This is a genomic window from Solibacillus cecembensis, assembly GCF_050272495.1.
GTDB lineage: Bacteria > Bacillota > Bacilli > Bacillales_A > Planococcaceae > Solibacillus > Solibacillus cecembensis.
The window spans coordinates 297295-316747 of sequence record NZ_JBNNMF010000003.1 but is presented as its reverse complement, the minus strand read 5'-3'; the positions used below and the strand labels follow the sequence as shown (position 1 = coordinate 316747).

20 protein-coding genes, 1 other RNA gene and 1 other annotated feature are annotated in these 19453 nt (G+C 38.0%); of the genes, 3 read left to right on the top strand and 18 right to left on the bottom strand.

The window, feature by feature from the left end:
* Positions 1-129: 129 nt before the first annotated feature.
* On the bottom strand, positions 130-432 hold the full coding sequence (locus ACQKIH_RS04830; RefSeq protein WP_427763717.1) for a YunC family protein: 303 nt from the start codon (positions 430-432) through the stop codon (positions 130-132).
* Positions 433-487: 55 nt separating this feature from the next.
* Positions 488-727 carry a hypothetical protein gene (locus ACQKIH_RS04825; RefSeq protein ID WP_057984052.1) on the bottom strand — a complete coding sequence of 80 codons (240 nt, stop codon included), beginning with the start codon at positions 725-727 and terminating at the stop codon, positions 488-490.
* Between the two features lie 295 nt (positions 728-1022).
* Between ACQKIH_RS04825 and ACQKIH_RS04820 the strand changes: the two genes are divergently transcribed.
* Entirely contained in the window at positions 1023-1637 is a 615-nt protein-coding gene (locus ACQKIH_RS04820; protein ID WP_427763716.1) for a copper amine oxidase N-terminal domain-containing protein, read from the top strand.
* A 164-nt stretch (positions 1638-1801) separates the two neighbouring features.
* Here the strand turns inward: ACQKIH_RS04820 and ssrS are convergent.
* The 3 genes from ssrS to hisS form a co-directional block, all read right to left on the bottom strand.
* A non-coding RNA gene (ssrS, locus tag ACQKIH_RS04815) (6S RNA) lies at positions 1802-2004 on the bottom strand.
* Positions 2005-2208: 204 nt separating this feature from the next.
* Positions 2209-3984 (bottom strand): aspartate--tRNA ligase, encoded by a 1776-nt coding sequence (aspS, locus tag ACQKIH_RS04810; protein WP_427763714.1) that lies wholly within the window; start codon positions 3982-3984, stop codon positions 2209-2211.
* An 18-nt stretch (positions 3985-4002) separates the two neighbouring features.
* Entirely contained in the window at positions 4003-5271 is a 1269-nt protein-coding gene (gene hisS / locus ACQKIH_RS04805; protein WP_427763713.1) for a histidine--tRNA ligase, read from the bottom strand.
* Positions 5272-5384: 113 nt separating this feature from the next.
* Positions 5385-5627: a binding site (T-box leader), on the bottom strand.
* A gap of 149 nt (positions 5628-5776) precedes the next feature.
* Here hisS and ACQKIH_RS04800 point away from each other — a divergent pair.
* Positions 5777-7387 carry an N-acetylmuramoyl-L-alanine amidase family protein gene (locus tag ACQKIH_RS04800; protein WP_427763712.1) on the top strand — a complete coding sequence of 537 codons (1611 nt, stop codon included), beginning with the start codon at positions 5777-5779 and terminating at the stop codon, positions 7385-7387.
* Between the two features lie 58 nt (positions 7388-7445).
* Here ACQKIH_RS04800 and ACQKIH_RS04795 read toward each other — a convergent pair whose 3' ends face one another.
* The 4 genes from ACQKIH_RS04795 to ACQKIH_RS04780 all read right to left on the bottom strand — a co-directional run bounded on the left by ACQKIH_RS04795 (position 7446) and on the right by ACQKIH_RS04780 (position 10901).
* Positions 7446-8645, bottom strand: a complete 1200-nt coding sequence (locus ACQKIH_RS04795) for an iron-containing alcohol dehydrogenase (RefSeq protein ID WP_427763710.1) — start codon at positions 8643-8645, stop codon at positions 7446-7448.
* Positions 8646-8829: 184 nt separating this feature from the next.
* Complete coding sequence (locus ACQKIH_RS04790) at positions 8830-9615, bottom strand: vWA domain-containing protein (RefSeq protein ID WP_427763708.1); 786 nt, start codon at positions 9613-9615, stop codon at positions 8830-8832.
* 347 nt (positions 9616-9962) lie between these two features.
* The gene (locus ACQKIH_RS04785; protein ID WP_057984067.1) at positions 9963-10184 is read right to left on the bottom strand and encodes a hypothetical protein; all 222 of its coding nucleotides are present in this window, start codon (positions 10182-10184) and stop codon (positions 9963-9965) included.
* Between the two features lie 99 nt (positions 10185-10283).
* Positions 10284-10901, bottom strand: coding sequence for a nitroreductase family protein (locus ACQKIH_RS04780; RefSeq protein ID WP_427763706.1), 618 nt, complete (start codon positions 10899-10901; stop codon positions 10284-10286).
* Positions 10902-11044: 143 nt separating this feature from the next.
* Between ACQKIH_RS04780 and ACQKIH_RS04775 the strand changes: the two genes are divergently transcribed.
* On the top strand, positions 11045-11914 hold the full coding sequence (locus ACQKIH_RS04775) for a hypothetical protein (RefSeq protein ID WP_427763705.1): 870 nt from the start codon (positions 11045-11047) through the stop codon (positions 11912-11914).
* A 75-nt stretch (positions 11915-11989) separates the two neighbouring features.
* Here the strand turns inward: ACQKIH_RS04775 and ACQKIH_RS04770 are convergent, their stop codons facing one another.
* From ACQKIH_RS04770 to ACQKIH_RS04730, 9 genes are all read right to left on the bottom strand, one after another.
* The gene (locus tag ACQKIH_RS04770; RefSeq protein ID WP_427763703.1) at positions 11990-12553 is read right to left on the bottom strand and encodes an NUDIX hydrolase; all 564 of its coding nucleotides are present in this window, start codon (positions 12551-12553) and stop codon (positions 11990-11992) included.
* Between the two features lie 34 nt (positions 12554-12587).
* A complete protein-coding gene (locus tag ACQKIH_RS04765; protein ID WP_427763701.1) occupies positions 12588-13016 on the bottom strand; it encodes a GatB/YqeY domain-containing protein in 429 nt (142 codons plus the stop codon).
* A gap of 95 nt (positions 13017-13111) precedes the next feature.
* Positions 13112-14344, bottom strand: coding sequence for a PH domain-containing protein (locus tag ACQKIH_RS04760; RefSeq protein ID WP_427763700.1), 1233 nt, complete (start codon positions 14342-14344; stop codon positions 13112-13114).
* Positions 14337-14828, bottom strand: a complete 492-nt coding sequence (locus tag ACQKIH_RS04755; protein ID WP_427763699.1) for a sigma-70 family RNA polymerase sigma factor — start codon at positions 14826-14828, stop codon at positions 14337-14339. Before ACQKIH_RS04755 ends, ACQKIH_RS04760 begins: the two co-directional genes overlap by 8 nt.
* A gap of 255 nt (positions 14829-15083) precedes the next feature.
* Complete coding sequence (phoU, locus tag ACQKIH_RS04750) at positions 15084-15737, bottom strand: phosphate signaling complex protein PhoU (protein ID WP_057984076.1); 654 nt, start codon at positions 15735-15737, stop codon at positions 15084-15086.
* A gap of 20 nt (positions 15738-15757) precedes the next feature.
* Positions 15758-16501, bottom strand: coding sequence for a phosphate ABC transporter ATP-binding protein PstB (pstB, locus tag ACQKIH_RS04745; protein WP_427763726.1), 744 nt, complete (start codon positions 16499-16501; stop codon positions 15758-15760).
* A gap of 81 nt (positions 16502-16582) precedes the next feature.
* Entirely contained in the window at positions 16583-17461 is an 879-nt protein-coding gene (gene pstA / locus ACQKIH_RS04740; protein ID WP_427763697.1) for a phosphate ABC transporter permease PstA, read from the bottom strand.
* Position 17462: 1 nt separating this feature from the next.
* The gene (pstC, locus tag ACQKIH_RS04735) at positions 17463-18407 is read right to left on the bottom strand and encodes a phosphate ABC transporter permease subunit PstC (protein WP_057984083.1); all 945 of its coding nucleotides are present in this window, start codon (positions 18405-18407) and stop codon (positions 17463-17465) included.
* Positions 18408-18479: 72 nt separating this feature from the next.
* The gene (locus tag ACQKIH_RS04730; RefSeq protein WP_427763695.1) at positions 18480-19442 is read right to left on the bottom strand and encodes a PstS family phosphate ABC transporter substrate-binding protein; all 963 of its coding nucleotides are present in this window, start codon (positions 19440-19442) and stop codon (positions 18480-18482) included.
* Between the last annotated feature and the right edge of the window lie 11 nt (positions 19443-19453).

The following is a 19453-nucleotide window of genomic DNA, read 5'->3' as shown; positions in this document are numbered from 1 at the left end:
ATAAAAAAACACCCCCTAGTTGAATTTTAGGTATCTAAACCCGAATTCAATCGAAGATGCTTTTTTTATTTGTCTATATTTTTGGGGTCAGTCCCCATTTGAGCTGTGACCTTTTTAATATGGTTATTGTTATTTCATTTTAAGTAACGCTTCGACACCGCGCATACCTGCAACAATTCCAAATGCTTCTGCTTCTGTTGTAACAGATTCTAGCGGTGCCTCGAGCAGCTCTTCAATTGTTTTCACACCAACTGCTCGACCCGCGATAATTTTACGATCCGCTAATTTTTCATTTAACAGGTTAACATCTAAAGCACCGCACATAATATAACCAACATGATTCGAAATGGTCAGTAATGTTGTTTTCGGAAGTCTTACTGTAACCGCCGAAAATTTGCGCCCTTGCACTTCAATATTTTCCCACGAAATCATCCACATCACTCCTTCTTACTATACATATGACAAAAAGTGTGTGGATGACCCTAAATTACGTTAACCCATCTTTTTTTAAATGAATGCTGCCAGTCGCTTGATTTAATCTATAATTATTACTTTCCGCTGCCGCATTTGCTTTTAATTCTTCAAGTGGAATTTCATCAGCGGTTTCTACTTGCGCTGCCTGTGCCAATCTCGCCTTCACATCATTATAGGAAAGACCTGACATAGCATTTAGTTTCTTGACCGCATCAATATTTGTACCTGCCTTCGTGACATTTGGCTCGTTCATCGAAAACACCTCCTCCAAACATAGCTTGTACGGATTGTGTGGAGTTATGTATGAGTTAAACGGCAATTTATTGATTTTACTAAACTACAATAATTTTGAAGTTATCTTAATAAAAATAATTCTTTATAGCATATAATAGTTTTCCTCATTTTTTCATATTGATTTTTCCAATTTCTAAATAACAATTATGCTAATACAACTGTCCCTTAGACTAAAATATTATTTTCGGAAAACAATGTTATTATTCTCTATTTAAAGTATAATGTTTACATATTTGATATATAGGAGGATTTATATGAAAAAGTTCGTTTTATTTATCGCAATGTTATCTCTATTATTATCGCCATCATTAATCGCCGATGCACATTCAGGTCGAACGGATAGTAAGGGTGGTCATAACTGTTCTGATAAATCTATAGCAAAAGGTCTTTGCACAGGGTATCACTATCATAACGGCGGCAGTGGCTCAAGCTCTTCAATCTCTTCAAGCACTCCAAAATACACGGCTCCTAAACAAACATATGTAAGTGCACCAAAACCAGTGTTAATTATGGCCGATGTCTATATTAATAACGTAGCGCAAAATTACAATCCGGGCGCTTATATTAAAAACAACACTACTTTAGTGCCGATGAAAGCAATTTTTGAGTCACTTGGCGCAACCCTTGCTTACGACAATGCAACGAAAAAAGTAACAGCCTACAAAGATAATAAAAAAATAGTCATTGGCGTAGGAAATAAAAAAGCTTATATCGAAGCAAATGGTGTTACCAGTGGTATTGATTTAAATCAAGCCGCTGAAATTTATCAAGGTACAACAATGGTACCGTTGCGTTTTGTAAGTCAGTCACTTAGTGCAAACATTACATTTGATGAAGCTTTATCAATTGTATCTATCACAACAAAATAATTCACACAACATCCGCTGGGCAGCTTCATTTTTATTTTGATGCTGCTTTTTCTATTTAATTTTTTTACGACCATTACTAACTTATCCCTACTTTACTAGACTAATTGGTTTGTTCACGCAAAAAAACCTCCCTATAGTTAGAAAGGTTTTAGACAAGGATATGGACGAATCCCAACTATGCCGTATGTTACCAACATCGTTTTGAACCCACATTCTAGTAGGTGGGTGCTCTAGTCGCTACATTAAACGTCCCGCTCGGTAAAAATAAATGGGGCATGTTTGCTTCAGCGGTAATCAGAAGCTCCCAACGATTAATTGTTCGGTCAAAAGCGTAAAATAACATTTCAAACGAACATCTTAGGATTCGTGTTAAACATATCTTATCACCCTTATTCAGAAAATTCAATCTAAAAATACACTCTCTTTTAAAATGTTAGTATTTTACTAGAAAAAACACATTTCTCGTTAAAAAAGGACTTCATCTACAACATTTAAAGCTAGATCCTCATACCTATTTGTACAAAGTGAAAAAAACGCAAAATCAACAAAGTGATTTTACGCTTTTTATACTTTATTTCTCCGCTTTTACAGCAGTAACTTTTAAGCTTAATTCTTCTAATTGTGCATCTGAAACAGTTGATGGTGCAGCTGTTAATAAGCAGCTTGCAGACGCTGTTTTCGGGAATGCAATTGTATCACGTAAATTTGTACGTCCTGTTAGTAACATTACTAAGCGGTCAAGACCCATAGCTAAACCACCATGTGGAGGAACGCCGTATTCAAATGCTTCTAATAAGAAACCGAATTGTGCTTTTGCTTCTTCTTCAGAGAATCCAAGTAATTCAAACATTTTTGCTTGTAAATCTGGCTCATAAATACGTAATGAACCACCGCCAAGCTCATAACCATTTAACACGATGTCATACGCTTGTGCACGTACTGCTTGTGGATTTGTATTCATTAGTTCAAGGTCTTCATCGAATGGACGAGTGAACGGATGGTGCGCTGCATAATAGCGTCCTTCTGCTTCGTCGTATTCGAATAATGGCCAGTCTACAATCCAAATAAATTCGAATTTTGATTCATCGATTAACGATAACTCTTTACCTAGTTTTAAACGTAATGCACCTAATGCATCTGCCACGACAGAAGATTTATCGGCTACGAATAATAGTAAGTCACCCGCTGTTGCTTCTGTTGCTTCTAAAATAGCAGTCGCTGCTTCTCCTTCAAAGAATTTCGCGATTGGACCGTTTAAGCCTTCTTCCGTTACTTTTAACCAAGCTAAACCTTTTGCTCCATAAACAGCTGCAAACTCACCTAACGCATCGATATCTTTACGCGAATAGTTCGCCGCAGCACCTTTTACGTTAATCGCTTTTACTTCGCCGCCATTTGAAACTGCATTCGCAAATACACCAAATGCACTGTCTTTCACGATATCCGATAATTGCTTTAACTCTAAGCCAAAGCGCACATCTGGTTTATCTGATCCAAAACGGTCCATTGCTTCTGTGTAACCCATACGCTGGAATGGTGTCGCTACTTCGATACCTTTTACATCTTGCATTACTTGCTTCAGTAAACGCTCATTCATTGCGATAATTTCATCCATTGATAAGAATGACGTTTCGATATCGACTTGTGTAAATTCAGGTTGACGGTCTGCACGTAAATCTTCATCACGGAAGCAGCGTGCGATTTGGAAGTACTTCTCAAATCCGCCGACCATTAATAATTGTTTAAATAATTGTGGTGATTGTGGCAATGCATAAAATTCGCCATCATGAACACGTGATGGAACTAAATAGTCGCGCGCGCCTTCAGGTGTTGATTTCGTTAAGATTGGTGTTTCTACTTCTAAGAAACCTTCATTTTGTAAGAAGTTACGAATTGTACGCGTAACATCTGAACGCATTTTAAATGTGTCATACATAACCGGACGGCGTAAGTCTAAATAACGGTATTTTAAACGTAAATCTTCCGCCACTTCCACATTATTATCAATCGCAAACGGTGGGTTTTTCGCTTCATTAATAATCGTTAATGATGTCGCCGAAATTTCAATCTCACCTGTTTTAATATTTTTGTTTACTTGAGAAGCATCACGTAATATAACTTTACCTGTCACTTCGATTACGTACTCATTACGAATTTTGTTCGCTATTTCTAATGCATCTTTCGCTTGGTCGCCAAATACGATTTGAACAATCCCTTCACGGTCACGCATATCAACGAAAATTAATCCACCTAGGTCACGTCGTTTTTGCACCCAACCTTTTAATACTACTTCTTGTCCTTCATGTGCAGCCGTTACTTCGCCACACGCATGTGTTCTTTGTGCCATTTTTTATTCCTCCACTTACTATTTGTTTTCTAAAACATATTGAACAAGGTGACCAAACTCTACTTTTTGCTGCTCCCCTGTTGCCATTGCTTTCACATTTACTGCTTGCTCTTCTAGCTCCGACTCACCTAGTACTAGTACAAATTTTGCATTCGCACGATCCGCTGCTTTCATTTGCGCCTTCATTTTGCGGTCTGCATAGTCAATATCAGCTGAAATACCTTTTGCACGGAATGAGCTTAGTAGTTCCACTGCTTTTAACTTCGCTTCATCCCCCATTACGACAATATACATGTCTAATACATTTTCTGTCTCTAGCTCAATGCCTTTTGCTTCAAGCGCTAATAATAAACGCTCGATTGACATCGCAAAACCGATACCTGGAGATTCAGGTCCACCAATATCTTCTACTAAGCCGTTATAACGACCGCCACCGCAAAGTGTTGTAATCGATCCAAAACCATCGCCTGTAATCATAATTTCAAATGCAGTGTGGTTATAGTAATCTAAACCACGTACTAAGTTCGGATCTACTTCATAAGAAATACCTAATACATCTAAGTAACCTTTTACTTTTGTGAAGTATTCTGAAGAGAATTCCGTTAAATAATTTGTTAATGCTGGAGCAGTTGCCATTGCTGGGTGCTTCGCGTCTACTTTGCAATCTAAAATACGTAAAGGATTTTTTTCTAAACGACTTTGACAATCGCCGCAAAGTTCACCAACTACTGGATTGAAGTGGTTAATTAGCGCTGTGCGGTGTGCATCGCGTGTATCCTTATCTCCAAGTGAGTTAATGACTAATTTTAAATCTTTCAAACCAAGTGATGTATACACATCCATTGCAAGTGCCATTACTTCTGCGTCAATGGCTGGATCTGCTGAACCGATTGCTTCCACACCAAATTGCACGAATTGGCGGTAGCGGCCTGCTTGCTGACGCTCGTAACGGAACATCGGACCTGTATAATAAAGCTTTACAGGTTGATTTGGATTACCAAACATTTTATGTTCCACATACGCACGGACCGCTGATGCTGTACCTTCTGGACGTAATGTTAAAGAACGATTGCCTTTGTCAATAAATGTGTACATTTCTTTTTGCACGATATCCGTTGTATCACCAACACCTCGTTGAAATAGCTCTGTTGATTCGAACATTGGCGTACGGATTTCGTTATAGCGGTAAACATTACATAGTTCACGAATTGTTTGTTCGACTTTTTGCCATTTTTCCGTTTGTCCTGGTAAAATGTCCTGTGTTCCTTTAGGTACTTTAAAATTCATATAAAGCACTCCTTTCATAGCTCTTTTGACCATATTTTTAAGAACAGCGCATTCGCGGAAACATAGATACTTATCAGAAAAATAAAAAAGCTCTCGTCCCTTGCAAATAAATTGCAAGGGACGAAAGCTCAAAATATGAGTTCCGCGGTTCCACCCTAATTGATGTATTGCTACATCCTCTCGAATTCGGATAACGGCCGATTCCGTCTTTCCCTACGATTTCAAGTGTCGAAATTTCGGGAAAACGCCTCTCAAGTGTTTTTCGCATGTTACATACTGTAGGAAAGATTTCAGCCTGTGTCTTTCCCTCTCTAGTCAGCATTGGTAGCCGCTACTTATTTGGTCATTGGCATTGTTTTATTAGTTAAGTTAACGTTAATCTTAATGATGTCGACAACAGATGTCAACTATTTTAAAAAAACTATATATTTTGTAGTACTTTTGATTTTATAATAGAGTGGTATATATAAGCAAAATTAATGATAAAAATTCAAGGAGGGAAAATATGCGTAAAGGAAAATTGGCGATCAGCCTCATCTTTATCCTTTTACTGACAACATTCTTCCCAAGCACGCAAGCAATACATAATGTATTCGCAGATGACGAGGATCTCATTGTCGATGCTGAGATTTTGTATTTACGTGAGGGACCCGGATTATCTTATCCTATTATTGAAACGCTACAAGATGGTCAAAAGTTAACGGCCATTTCCACACAGGATGACTGGCTACAAGTACGTGTTGGCGAGCAGGAAGGATGGGTTGCTTCGTGGCTTGTGAAATCATTGGAAAAACCTACTGCTGCATCCGTTCAAAAAACAATTATTGCACAAGTAGATTCACTTAATTTACGTGCAGAGCCTTCCCTATCTGCTGCTATTTTAACAAAGCTAGCATCTGGTACAGAAGCGCAATTTTTAAAAGAGCAGCCTGATTGGATTCAAATTCAAGTTGGTGACTATACGGGTTGGGTTTCGGCAAATTATGTGACGGTCAAGGATGCAACAGTTTTAGAAATGCCTACTTCAAAAACGGAAGAAAAAGAAAAACCGAACAAAGCACCGACAACACTTACGGAAAATGATCCAAATACGTTTACGATTACGGTCAATGAAGTGAATATCCGTAAAAATGCGGATTTAACAGCCAAAAAATTAGGAACGGCGAAAATGGGGCAGCAATTCAAAGTGATTAGCCGCGACCATAATTGGGTGCAGATTGAATATGAGAAAAAGAAAAAAGGTTGGGTTTACAGCTTTTATGGTACGTTTACAAAGCAAGATGCACAGCAAGATTTAGAAAGCCCTACAAAAAAAGCTGAGAAAATTACGATTATATACAACGGCACGAATTTACGTGAAGAAGCTTCTACTGCGTCCAATGTTGTCTCTCGTGTCGATGCTGGACAAACTTTTTCTATTTTAGAAACGCAGGATGAATGGTATAAAATTGAACTGGACGATGGACAACAAGCGTATGTTGCGAATTGGGTAGTTACAACAAATACTGAGGTCATTCAAACAACTCGCGATAAAGAAAAGGAAAAAGCCGAACGCAAAAAAGGTTCGCTTAAAGGTGTAACGATTGTCCTCGATGCGGGGCATGGTGGGAATGATCGGGGGACAACAGGGGCAAGAGGAACAGCTGAAAAAGATATTACCATTTTGACAGCGGAACTATTGAAGTCCAAACTTCAAGCTGCTGGGGCAGATGTTGTAATGACACGCGAATCCGATGTATTTATCGATCTTAGAAAACGTGTTGCTGTTTCACATCAAGCAGAAGCCGATGCTTTCATTAGCATTCATTATGACGCGATTAAAGATAACTCGGTACACGGCTTTACAACATATTACACAAATGGCTATCAAAAAGAATTAGCTGAATATGTACATGGTGGAATTGCTTCTAAAGTTTCGTTAAAAGATCGCGGTGCACGCTTTGGTGATTATTTAGTGCTAAGAGAAAACCGCCAAAATGCAATTTTACTAGAATTAGGTTATTTAAGTAATCCAACAGAAGAGCGTGCAATTACGACCGATTATTATCGTGAACAAGCGACACTCGGGATCTATCAAGGTTTACTCAACTACTTCGATGCACAAATAGATAAATAAGCCCTAATTACAAAAACAATGCCCCCTCTGATATATAGTCAGATGAGGCATTGTTTTGTTATGCTTGAATGATTTGATAAATATAAAACATTTCATCTTTATTCATAATTTTCGGTACAGGGTATAACGGATTCGCTTCATCTAACGCCCGCTCGACCATTAAAGGGACATCACGGTTCACAATCCCTTCAATTTTGGTTGGGATAGCCATGCGCTGATTTAATTGTTCAATCGCCTCAATAAATAAAGACGCTCTTTTTTCATCACTATCACCAAATTGCCCAATCCCCACTAAATTGGCTAACTCAGCTAATGGCTTTGTTGCCGACTCACCATAAAATTTCAGCACATGCGGTAAAATAACGGCATTCGCTAAACCATGCGGTACATTATAAAAGCCACTCAATGTGTGGGCAATCGCATGAACATTCCCTACATAAGCACGTGTAAATGCTAATCCAGCTAAATATGAAGCACGCTGCATTTGTGTCCGCGCAATTAAATCACTGCCATCTTCATACGCCCTAACTAAATATTTAAAAATTATTTTTACTGCTTCCCGTGAAAATTTCCTTGTTTCTTCCGTATTGCTCCTTCCAATATACGCTTCCACTGCATGTGTTAATGCGTCCATCCCTGTTGTAGACGTAAGATTTTTTGGTAAATTAACCGTTAATAACGGGTCTAATACCGCGTAATGTGGAATTAACACAGGATCATTAATAGCGTATTTTTCATGTGTTTCACTATTGGATATAACCGCGGCAACCGTTCCCTCACTCCCAGTACCCGCTGTTGTTGGTACGGCAAATAAGGTCGGTGTATCTTTACGAACTTTAAATAAGCCTTTCATTTGCGAAAGCTCTTTATCTGGTCTTGCTACTCTTGCTGCAACTGCTTTTGCACAATCGATGGGGGAACCTCCACCAAACGCAAGTATCGCCTCACATTGCAAGGCATGATACAGCATGAGCGCTTCTTCTACATTATCTATCGTCGGATTTGCTACCGTTTGATCATAAACCGAATAGTAAATCCCATGTGCATTGAACGCCTCTAATAGTGGGTCCATTAGCTGTATTTTCGAAATACCTGCATCCGTAACAATTAAAATCCGCTCATATTGGAGGCTCTTCACTAATTCTGGCAATTTCAATAGGCTATCCGGACCTTCTAGTAACACGGGTTTGCGCCAATTTAAAAATTTCATCCCTACTTTCATGGAGCTTTGAAAAGTTCTGCAATACGTTTGATACATATAATCCGCACCCTTCCAAAAATTAGTATTTAACTATTTTATATACTAATTTATCTGATTATTCAACACTTTCCTTTCGCTAATTTTAGACATTTGTACTGATTGTGCGATGAAATGTTCTCACCATAATTGTTCATTTGACGCAAAAAAAACGAACCCACGTATATATGAGGGTTCGCATAAATTAATATTCTGCAAAAAAGACTTTATGTGCAAATTGAATTGGCTGGGCGTCGAAGTCTTTTTCATTCATTGCAATGACCGATATTTCGACACCTAACTGTTTCAGTTTTTGCCCGATATCACTTTTAGAAAACGCTGCAAAATCTGTATAGTGATTATCTGTAATAATCATGAGCTCTGCTTCGTTTTTAATCGGATTTTGCTGCAATAATTCAAGTGCTGTGTTTAAAACAGGTAGAATTTCCGCCTCCCCAGCTTTATTCCCTTCAATAAAATCAGCAAAAAGTGATGGTTGGAGGTGCGCATGATGAAAATAAAGTGGTTTTCCAACGGTTTGACCAAATGGAATGATAACTAAATCACGTTTTTGTCGCGCACTTAAATTAAAAATAGGTAAAATTGTCCCTTTGCAGAACGCTTCCATGTCTTTCATCGAGTCTGATTGTTGAAGGGCAATGACGATCGGTGAATACAGTTGTTCGTTTTGTCCAAACGGTACATAATAAATATTATCCGAAACAACGGTTTGATCCTTCATCAATTGTTGATACGATTCTGGAGGTAATAAAATATCTTTGTCCTGAATTTTTGGCATCATTGCTTCAAGTTCAAAAATCGATTCCTGCAACATACTGGAAATTTCCACGATTTCTATAAATTGCGCATTGTGCTGAAATTGGGTAATAAATTGTTGCTGTTCATGCTCCTGTAAAGCTTGAAACGCAAAATGACTATATAAAAAATGAAGAATTTCATCGGTAATTTGTGTATTCCACTCTTTTGTCATGTGAAACCCTCCTACTTATTTTTTTAATGAAGCAAAATTAGTATACCGAAGTAATGTGTCGAAAAATAGCAATTCAAACCTAAAAGTGAGCTAAAATAAACATAATATATCAAAAGTGTGAAATATACGGTTCAAATGAACATACGGACGATAGCACGCAAAAACGGCATCTATAATATCAGATGCCGTTCCATACAAGTTGCCTGTATGTAATTAAATCAATTACGCCTCGGCGTAATTGCGTCCAGATTTTTTTCGAGCTGGCTTGAAAAAATTCTCTTGAAAATCTGTGACATCCGCCGGGGCTCTAATTTGATTCGGCAGGAGTTAACCTCAGCTGAATCAAATTAAAGTTTTTTCGTTAAGCCGTGTAATGTATCTTTTAACTCACGATCGTGACCAGATAATTCAATTAGGTTTTGTAAACGCTCTTGTAAAACTGGGCGCTCAATAACTAATTGCTCGTCTAATACTTGCACTAATAATTCAATCACCATACGATCACGAACGTTTAATGCTTCTTCCACACGCTCAGGTGCGATTGTATATTCTTTCACTTTTTTTGCCATTAAAAACAGCCTCCCTTTTGGTTATACAAAGTTATTTTAGCATAGCCATATGAAGTTTTGTGAAATTTATTTAAATTTCTAATTGATTTGCAATCCATTTTAAACGAATCTTACAAATTCTTCTGTTGGCTTGCGATAACCTCGTAAATTTCTGCTGCTCTCTTTTTCTTTACCAATTGTAATCATTAAAGCAATTTCATGCGTATTTGGAATGTTTAATAATTCACGCACCTTTTCCTTATCAAAGCCAATCATCGGACATGTATCTAAGCCTCGATTTTTAGCAGCTAACATGAACATCATAGCAGAAAGTGACGCATTTCGAATCGCATCTTCTTTCATAAATTCTTCGCCGCGCGATTCATAAAACGCTGTGTTTTCATCTACCGTTTGCTCCAACTGTGTTTCGTTAATAACACCTAAATGCACCATCCCTTGATTGATGCACGCAGTTTGTTTATAAGCATAGCGATCCGCCGTGACGATGATGACACCAGAAGATGAATGTACTTTATATTGCCCGTATGCTGCTTCACGCATTTTTTCTTTTGTGTCCTCATCTAAAACAACGACATATTCTGTATGTTGAAGATTGAATGCTGAAGGCGCGAGTTTGACTTCATCAAAAACAGGCTTTAAATCTGCTGCTGTTAACTTTACCCCCTCCATAAAGTTAGCTGCCGAACGTCTTTTGTCAATTAATTTTGAAAATTCCATAATCCAATCCCTACCTTCTATTTATCTCGATTCTACTTATCTTTAATTCGAGATAATTTTACCATAGAATATGAATCAATTCAACCGTATGAACTGCTATATATGTTATAATGATGATTGAAAGTTTTGAAAGGAAGATGTACATGTTACCTACAATTTCACAGGTGGACTATGAAATCCGACTTGTTCAACATTTAATTGAGATTCGTTTTTTACGACTTTTTGATGGGAAATTAATTACTTCTAGATCAATTGTGGGAGAAACACTTGGTTTTGAAACAGAAGATAGCTTGTGCCGCGAATGGCTGTTATCTATTTATAGTAGCTATCATTTCTATGAAGGATTTGACACAATAGAATCATGCATCGATTATATCCAAACGAGCCCTTATGACAAAAATAAATTTCGCATTGTCCAATTTTGTGACATGTATTATGCCGTGATTAATGAAAATACACAATTCCAGCAAGTAATTGGAAAAGACCTTTCTTATTTTTCAAGAAATCTTGTCTTTTTAACTGCTAAAAAACCACCTTTAAACTTAGTATTAAAGGATCGAGTAAAAATTCCTGTAATTCCCCTCATTTACCATGAGCTGCATGCTTTTGATTCGAATATAAAAGTTTATCAGCTCCCTCATGAGAAAGCTGACAATGCTGTTCAAATTCCTGTTCAAGAGGCTTTAGAGTACGTTGTGTTGCTTGGCGTTACTTTTAAGGACATTTGGTATAGCTGTAACACACCTCACGCAATCGCTCATAATCGGGCATTACTTAATTTATACTTTGATCCAGGACATAATCTTACTGCCTTTGGAAAATATTCAAATGCACTTGCGATTAATCCTTTCCAGCGATTAATTTATTTGCCAAAGGGCCGTATTGAGCATTTCCAAATGGATGTGGACGATTTACGCACACCCGCTCGGACGCTTACTTACCGAGACGTACGACGCTTTCATGATCAAATGCGTATTCGAAAAGTGAATTTTGAAGAAGGTATAAATGCCTAAATAACAGTATGAAACTTCTGCTGAAAGAAACGAAAAAAGGTATTTTGATGTTAAGTCAAAATACCTTTTTATCGTTTAAAGTTCTAATTCTTTTACTTTTTGAATGATTTTTTCATAAAGTGGTACCATATGCTGTTCAGCACATTTTTCAGCTAATTCATCCACTTGAATCCAGCCGACCGCGCTATTTTCATCAAGCTTTGCGTGTAAACTTTCATCATCTGCCACTTCAAATACATACGTTGCATTCAAATGTAAATGAGGTGCTACATAGCTTCCATTTTTCACATGTCCTATAACTGGCAAAATATCTAAAGAAATGATTTGTTCTGTTAAGACATTGACCTTTGAAACACCAGTTTCCTCAATCACTTCTTGTTGGGCAACTTTCAGTAAATCGGGTTCGCCATCCGCATGCCCACCAGCCCAGCTCCAAGATTGATAAATATTATGATACACCATGAGTGCATGCGTACGTGCACAGTTAAATACAAACGCAGATGCCGTAAAATGGAGAATTTCATTATTGCGCGTTAACACATCTACAGACGTACCCATTGCCCGTAATATTAACTCACGATCCTTTTGCTCCTGCTCATTATACGGCTCATATAATTTAACTTGGTCATGTAAATTCATAAGGAACCCCTCCTTGTATGAATGTTCATTACGATTAAGATATTAAAGCTTTTACTGCTTTCGAAATCGCAGCACCATCTGCTTTTCCTACTAATAATGGCTTGGCAATTTTCATCGCATCGCCCATATTCATGCCTGCTGCAACTCCTGCTTCTTGTAGCGCAGCAATGATTTCCTCTTCTGAAAATTGCTTCGGTAAAAAGGCTTTTAAAATCGTTAATTTTGCTTCTTCTTTTTCAATTAAATCTGCACGCTCTGCTTTTTGTGCACCTTCAAGTGATTGATTCGTTTGCTTAATTTCACGGTTAACGATAGCGATTTCTTCTTCTGGAGAAAGCACCGCACCCTTTTCTTTTTCCGCCAAATCCAATGCCGATTTCACTATTGTTAAAACACCTTTTGCTAAAGCGTCTTTATCTCTCATCGCTTGCTTTAATTGTTCAAATACTTCTGTTTTCATCATGTTAATTTGCTCCTCTGCTTATAGATAATGATTGCTCACCGACTGTTATTACTTTACTCTTTCACATTGTAGCACGGAAGTAAACATGGAATAAATTACTTTGTGACATTTTCTTCGATTAATGCTTTCAATTTTTCACTACTTCTATGATACATAACCCAAACGTTGGACTGTCCAAATGGCATAACGATGAATTGTTTTCGGTTATTTTCCCAAATCGTATAGGATGTGTCATTGGTATGGACGATGTATTTCGGTTTATTATAAATAGAGGTAAAAATACGATCTTCCCAAGCTTTATTTTGAAGTAGGTCCTCCATTTGTTGACGTGCATCCTCCGCAAATGTCACTTCTTGAATTTCACTCGCTCGCTCATTCGGCAAAAGTACTTTAATATCTTCATTTATCGAAATCGCTTGCTCATTTTTATCATCCAGAATATTCGGACCATAATATTTCAGTTTAATATAGTCCCCTACTTGTACAGGTACTTCTTTACCATTCATCATCCAAGAAGCTAGCTTATCTTCAGGCTGATTAAATATTTGCTCCTCTGAAAGTGTCGCAAGTTCCTGAGCTGACATATTTTCAATAAAATAAAAAACATTATCATTTACCGCTGCGACAACACCAGTTATTGGCATATTTCCATAAATAACGCTTGGTGCTATTTGATGCTTTTGCTGAAAAAGTTCGATTTCCCTTGCAAAATGCTGTTCCATATAAAGCTCTGCTTGTTGAACCGTATAAGCTCCGACACTCATATCATTCATCACAGGGAATTTTTCAAACCATACAGCCTTTAATTTTTCCCGATAAATACTTATTTCAATCAACATAGGAAATAATTGCTCATCAAATTGCTTTTGACTAATATTAGCCTTCTCTAATATTTGTTGCCCCATATTTTCTGGATCTGAATATTGGCTATATTGATCAAATTGCTCTTTGTATTCTTCATCGTTATAGGTTAGCTCATATTTTTTTGCAAGCTCCAAAACACCGAGTGCTTGTAGATAATTACTAAAGCCAACCTCCTTATAATTCCCACTCTCCCCGAATGGTAGCTGCTCCTTCGCGATATAAAAATCAAATAAAATTCCATTTTCCTCAATGCTTGAACTCGCCTGCTTTGTATTAACTTTAACCTCTGTCATAAACCAGCTTGCCATTAACATCATAAATAAAGCTGTAATACTTACTGGAATAAGGAAAAAAGGCTTTTTTCGTTTCGGTGATTTGTTGTGCAATAATTTATTTTTTAACCGTCGCTCACTCTCTTTCATATCCCCTGCCACTTCATTTAAAGCGCGTTTATAATCATTCATGGTTCAGCACCTCCCATTCCCCTTCTAATGTAGGTCTTAACTGCTCGCGTGCACGTCGTAATTGGGTTTTCACTGTGTTTTCTGGGAGCTCTAACAGTTCCGCTACCCGCTGGATTGGCAGTTCCTCATAGTAATACAAAATGATTGGCTCACGATATTTTAATGGCAGCTTTAAAATGGCTGCCCCAATTTTTGAGCGCTCCTCTTGCTGTACAACATGATCTGGGTCCGAGATTTTCATCCACCATTTTGTTTGTAATTGGATTTTCTTGTATGCCCAGCTTTTTAAGTAGTCCTTGCTTTTATTAATCGTCATTGTCGTTAAATAAGCTTTTACTTGTCCACGTTCTTCGTAATTGGATTGATAAAACTTGATTAACACATCTTGTACGACATCTTCTGCGGCAGCTTGATTTTTCGTATAAAAATAAGCAAGACGTAATAAATGATTGCTGTATTCCTCGATAATTTGCTCTAATTCCAAGTCCCTCTCCCCCTTCCTACTTGTTAAACGATTGTCACAGGCCACACGTTTCAAAATATTGTATTTTCTATTATTTTACATGAAATACAAAAAAGCATAAGAAGATAATTCCTCTTATACTTGAGTCCAATCAATTACGCCTTGACTAACTTTAGTCCAGATTTTTTTCGAGCTCGCTCGAAAAACACCCTTAAAAAATCTGTGACATCCGCCGGGGCTTAACTTGATTCAGTGGGGGGACCTCACTAAATCAAGTTAATTATTTAATTCATAATGCTTGCCTTTCACTAAGTAGAATAAATGCTCAGCGATATTTGTTGCATGGTCTGCACAACGTTCTACATAACGGCAAATGAACGATAAATTGGTAATTTGTGCAACATGTTCATTCGACACATTGAGCTTCATTAAATGACTTATCGTACTGCCGTATAGTGCATCCACTTGGTCATCTAGCTCGGCAATTTCCTTTGCTTTCACCGTATTTTCTTCAATGAATGCTTCAATAATATGGCGTAGCATTGACACCGTTTTATGGAACATTTCCTCTATCGGCTCGATACTTGTAACAAATGGATCTTTCCCAATACGTATCGTATCTTTCGCAATATTTACTGCATAGTCACCAACTCGCTCCATGTCGGACGCTGCTTTAATGACAACAATTAAACGGCGTAAATCCGTCGCGACCGGCTGCTGCTTAGCAAGTAATAAAATCACACGGTCATTAATCGCTTCTTCTAAATGATTAATTTGTGAATCCATATCAATAACAGTGAGCGCTAAATCAATATCTTTATTCAAAAATGCTTTAAATGAAAGCTCTAATGCATCGACACTTTTATCACAAAGTTCCATTAAATCTTGCTGTACCGTAATTAAATCATGTTCAAAACGTTCACGAACCATTTTTTCCACTCACCTTTCCCTTAGCCAAATCGACCAGAAATATAATCTTCCGTACGCTGATCGCTCGGAGTTGAGAAAATTGTATCGGTTTGGTCAAATTCAATCACTTCACCGTTCAAGAAAAATGCGGTCTTATCTGAAATACGCGCTGCTTGCTGCATATTATGCGTAACGATAACAATCGAATAATTTTCTTTCATTTCTTGCACAAGCTCTTCCACTTTTAATGTGGAAATCGGGTCAAGCGCACTTGTTGGCTCATCCATTAAGATGACATCTGGCTCAATCGCTAAACAACGTGCGATACAAATACGCTGCTGCTGACCGCCTGATAGGCCATATGCATTTTGATTTAGACGATCCTTTACTTCATCCCAAATTGCTGCCCCGCGCAATGACTTTTCAACAATTTCGTCTAAAATTTTCTTGTTTTTAATGCCATGAATACGTGGTCCATAGGCGATATTGTCATAAATCGATTTCGGGAACGGGTTTGGCTTTTGGAACACCATCCCTACTTTTGTACGCAATTCCTCTACTTCATAACCTTTTTCGAAAATATTGCGTCCACGGTAGTTCACTTCACCATTTGTACGAACAATCGGAACAAGCTCTACCATCCGATTCAACGCTTTAATATACGTCGATTTCCCACAGCCTGAAGGACCGATAATTGCCGTTACTTCATTCTCATTCATAGCTAAATTGATATCCTTAAGCGCATGATGTTCCCCGTACCAAAGATTGAAGCCCTTCGATTCCATGACAGTTGATTGCTCATTTAGCTGAATAATTGGACTTTTCGTTTGTTGTTTTTCTAAGATTTGAACCAATCTTTTCATCTCCTAATAACGTTTTTGGAATTTATTTCGAATGAACACCGCAATAGAGTTCATAAAGATAAGTACCGCCATTAACACGATAATCCCCGCAGATGCTACGTACTGGAACTCTTCTTGTGGACGTTTTGCCCAGTCGAAAATTTGCATCGGTAATGCGGTAAACGTATCGAGCATGCCTGTTGGTAAAAACTGTAGGATGACCGGAATCCCGATAACAACAAGTGGCGCTGTTTCCCCAATCGCACGTGATAACGCTAATATACTACCCGTCAAAATGCCTGGAATAGCTGCTGGTATGACAACACGTATAATCGTTTGCCATTTTGTAGCCCCCATCCCGTACGAAGCTTCCCGCTGATCTTTTGGTACAGCACGGATGGCCTCTTGTGCCGCTACGATAATGACAGGTAAGATAAGCAAACTCATCGTTAATCCTGCCGCTAAAATACTTTTTCCCATACCGAGCATACGAACAAATATCGTTAAACCAAGTAATCCGAATACAATCGACGGAACACCTGCTAAATTGGAAATGTTCATGCGAATAAAATCATTCAATTTATTTTTCTTTGCATATTCTTCTAAATAAATGGCTGTGCTGACACCTAAAATAATCGAAACAGGTGCTACGACTGCCATTAAACAAAGAGATCCAACTAATGCCGCTTTGATCCCTGCATTTTCAGGAATACGCGATGCAAAGTTTGTTAGAAAATCAAAGTTTAAATAGCCCATTCCTTGTGAGAGAATTCGGTATAATAAAATGGCTATTGCGAGTAATGCAAAACTTGTTGCCGCAATAAATACACCTTTCCAAACCCGATTCCAGACGAGGCGTTTATTCATCCGCTTCATCACATGTTCTTGTTGTAAATAGCGCATTTTAATACTCCTCTCTGAATCGTTTTGAAATATAAGTAGCAAGTAAGTTCATCACTAATGTAAAGATAAATAATGTGAAACCGACTGCATAAATCGAGTAGTAAATCGTTGTACCGTACCCAGCATCACCTGTTGTTACTTGTACGATATAGGCCGTCATCGTTTGAATCGAATCCGTCACACCAAAGTCAAATCTCGGCGTCGATCCACCTGCTAATGATACGATCATCGTTTCGCCAATCGCACGAGACACAGCAAGTACAATCGATGCAATAATACCCGATAACGCAGCTGGTAAAACAACTTTTAGAGATACCTCTAGTTTCGTTGCCCCTAAACCAAGTGCCCCTTCACGAATCGATTTCGGAACTGAGCTCATCGCATCTTCAGACATCGAAGCAATCATCGGTAATACCATAATCCCAACGACAATCCCCGGACTCACTGCATTAAATATTTTTAAACTAGGAATAATAGCTTGTAAAATGGGTGTCACAAATGTTAATGCAAAGAATCCGTAAACTATAGTTGGCACACCTGCTAAAACTTCTAATACAGGTTTAATCGTTTTGCGAACGCGCTCTGATGCGTATTCACTTAAATAAATTGCTGCTCCTAAGCCGAACGGAACGGCTACTAATATAGCAATCAACGTTACTTTAAATGTACCTAATATGAGCGGTAATATTCCGTAAAGTGGCTCTTTCCCTGAAAACGGCAGCCATTCCTTACCGAATAAATAATCGGTTATAGACACACGTGTAAAAAATTCGACTGTCTCAAATATTAATGTGAATACAATCCCAAAAGTCGTAAGTACCGAAATCGATGCTGCTAAAAATAAACCGATAGGGATTATTTTTTCGATCACTTTCTTTCCTTTGCGATTGCGAGACTTTGCAATCATTTGTTGGACCGGTGATGACTCTTGCTGCTTAGAAGTCATGGGTAAAACTCCTTCCTTGAACAATAGAAATTGCGGGGCAGGATACCTACCCCACACGCTTTTCTAGCACTATTATTTTAAACCTTCTAATTTCTTTAAGCCTTCATCATATTTTTCATCTGGAAGACCTACATACCCAACAACTTCAGCCATTTCTCCTGCATGTTCTAAAGAGAATTTCATAAAGTCATAAGCTGCTTCGTTGTCTTTAATTGCACTGTTTTTAAAGTAAATGAAGAGTGGACGAGATAATGGTGAATATTCACCCGATTCGATTGTTTCGTTCGTCGGCTCTACGCCATCAATTGTAACAACTTGTAACTTGTTTTGGTTTTCTAAGTAATACGCATAGCCAAAGTAACCAATCGCATTTTTATCTGCTGTAATGCCTTGTACTAATACGTTGTCATCTTCAGATAATGTCGCACTTTTCACAATATCTTCACCGTCTAAAATAACTTCATCAAAGTAGTCATACGTACCTGAGTCAGCACCTGGTGAGTAAAATACGATTTCTTCTGCTGGCCAAGATGGATCGATATCCGACCATTTTTTAGTTGTGCCGTCTTCAACCCAAATTTTCTTTAATTGATCAACTGTTAACTCTTTTGCCCATGTATTTTCTGGATGAATTACTACTGATAAACCGTCGTAGGCTAATTCAAATTCAGTGAAATCAATGCCTGCTGCCGCTAATTTTTCCTTTTCTGTCTCTTTAATTGGACGAGAAGCATTTGTGAAATCTGTTTCACCATTAATGAATTTTTCGAATCCGCCGCCTGTACCCGATACACCAACAGATACGCGTACATCTTTTTGTACACCTGCGTACTCTTCCACTAACGCTTCTGTAATTGGGGCTACCGTAGATGAACCATCACCTGCAACTGTACCTGCTAATTGTGCATCGGCTGCTTGCGCTTGATCTGTACCCGTTTTTGCAGGTTGTGATGAATCGCCTTCTCCACCACATGCACCTAATAGTAATGCTGAGCCTAGTAATGCTGTTGATGTTAAGTACTGCCACTTTTTCATTTGTAATTCCT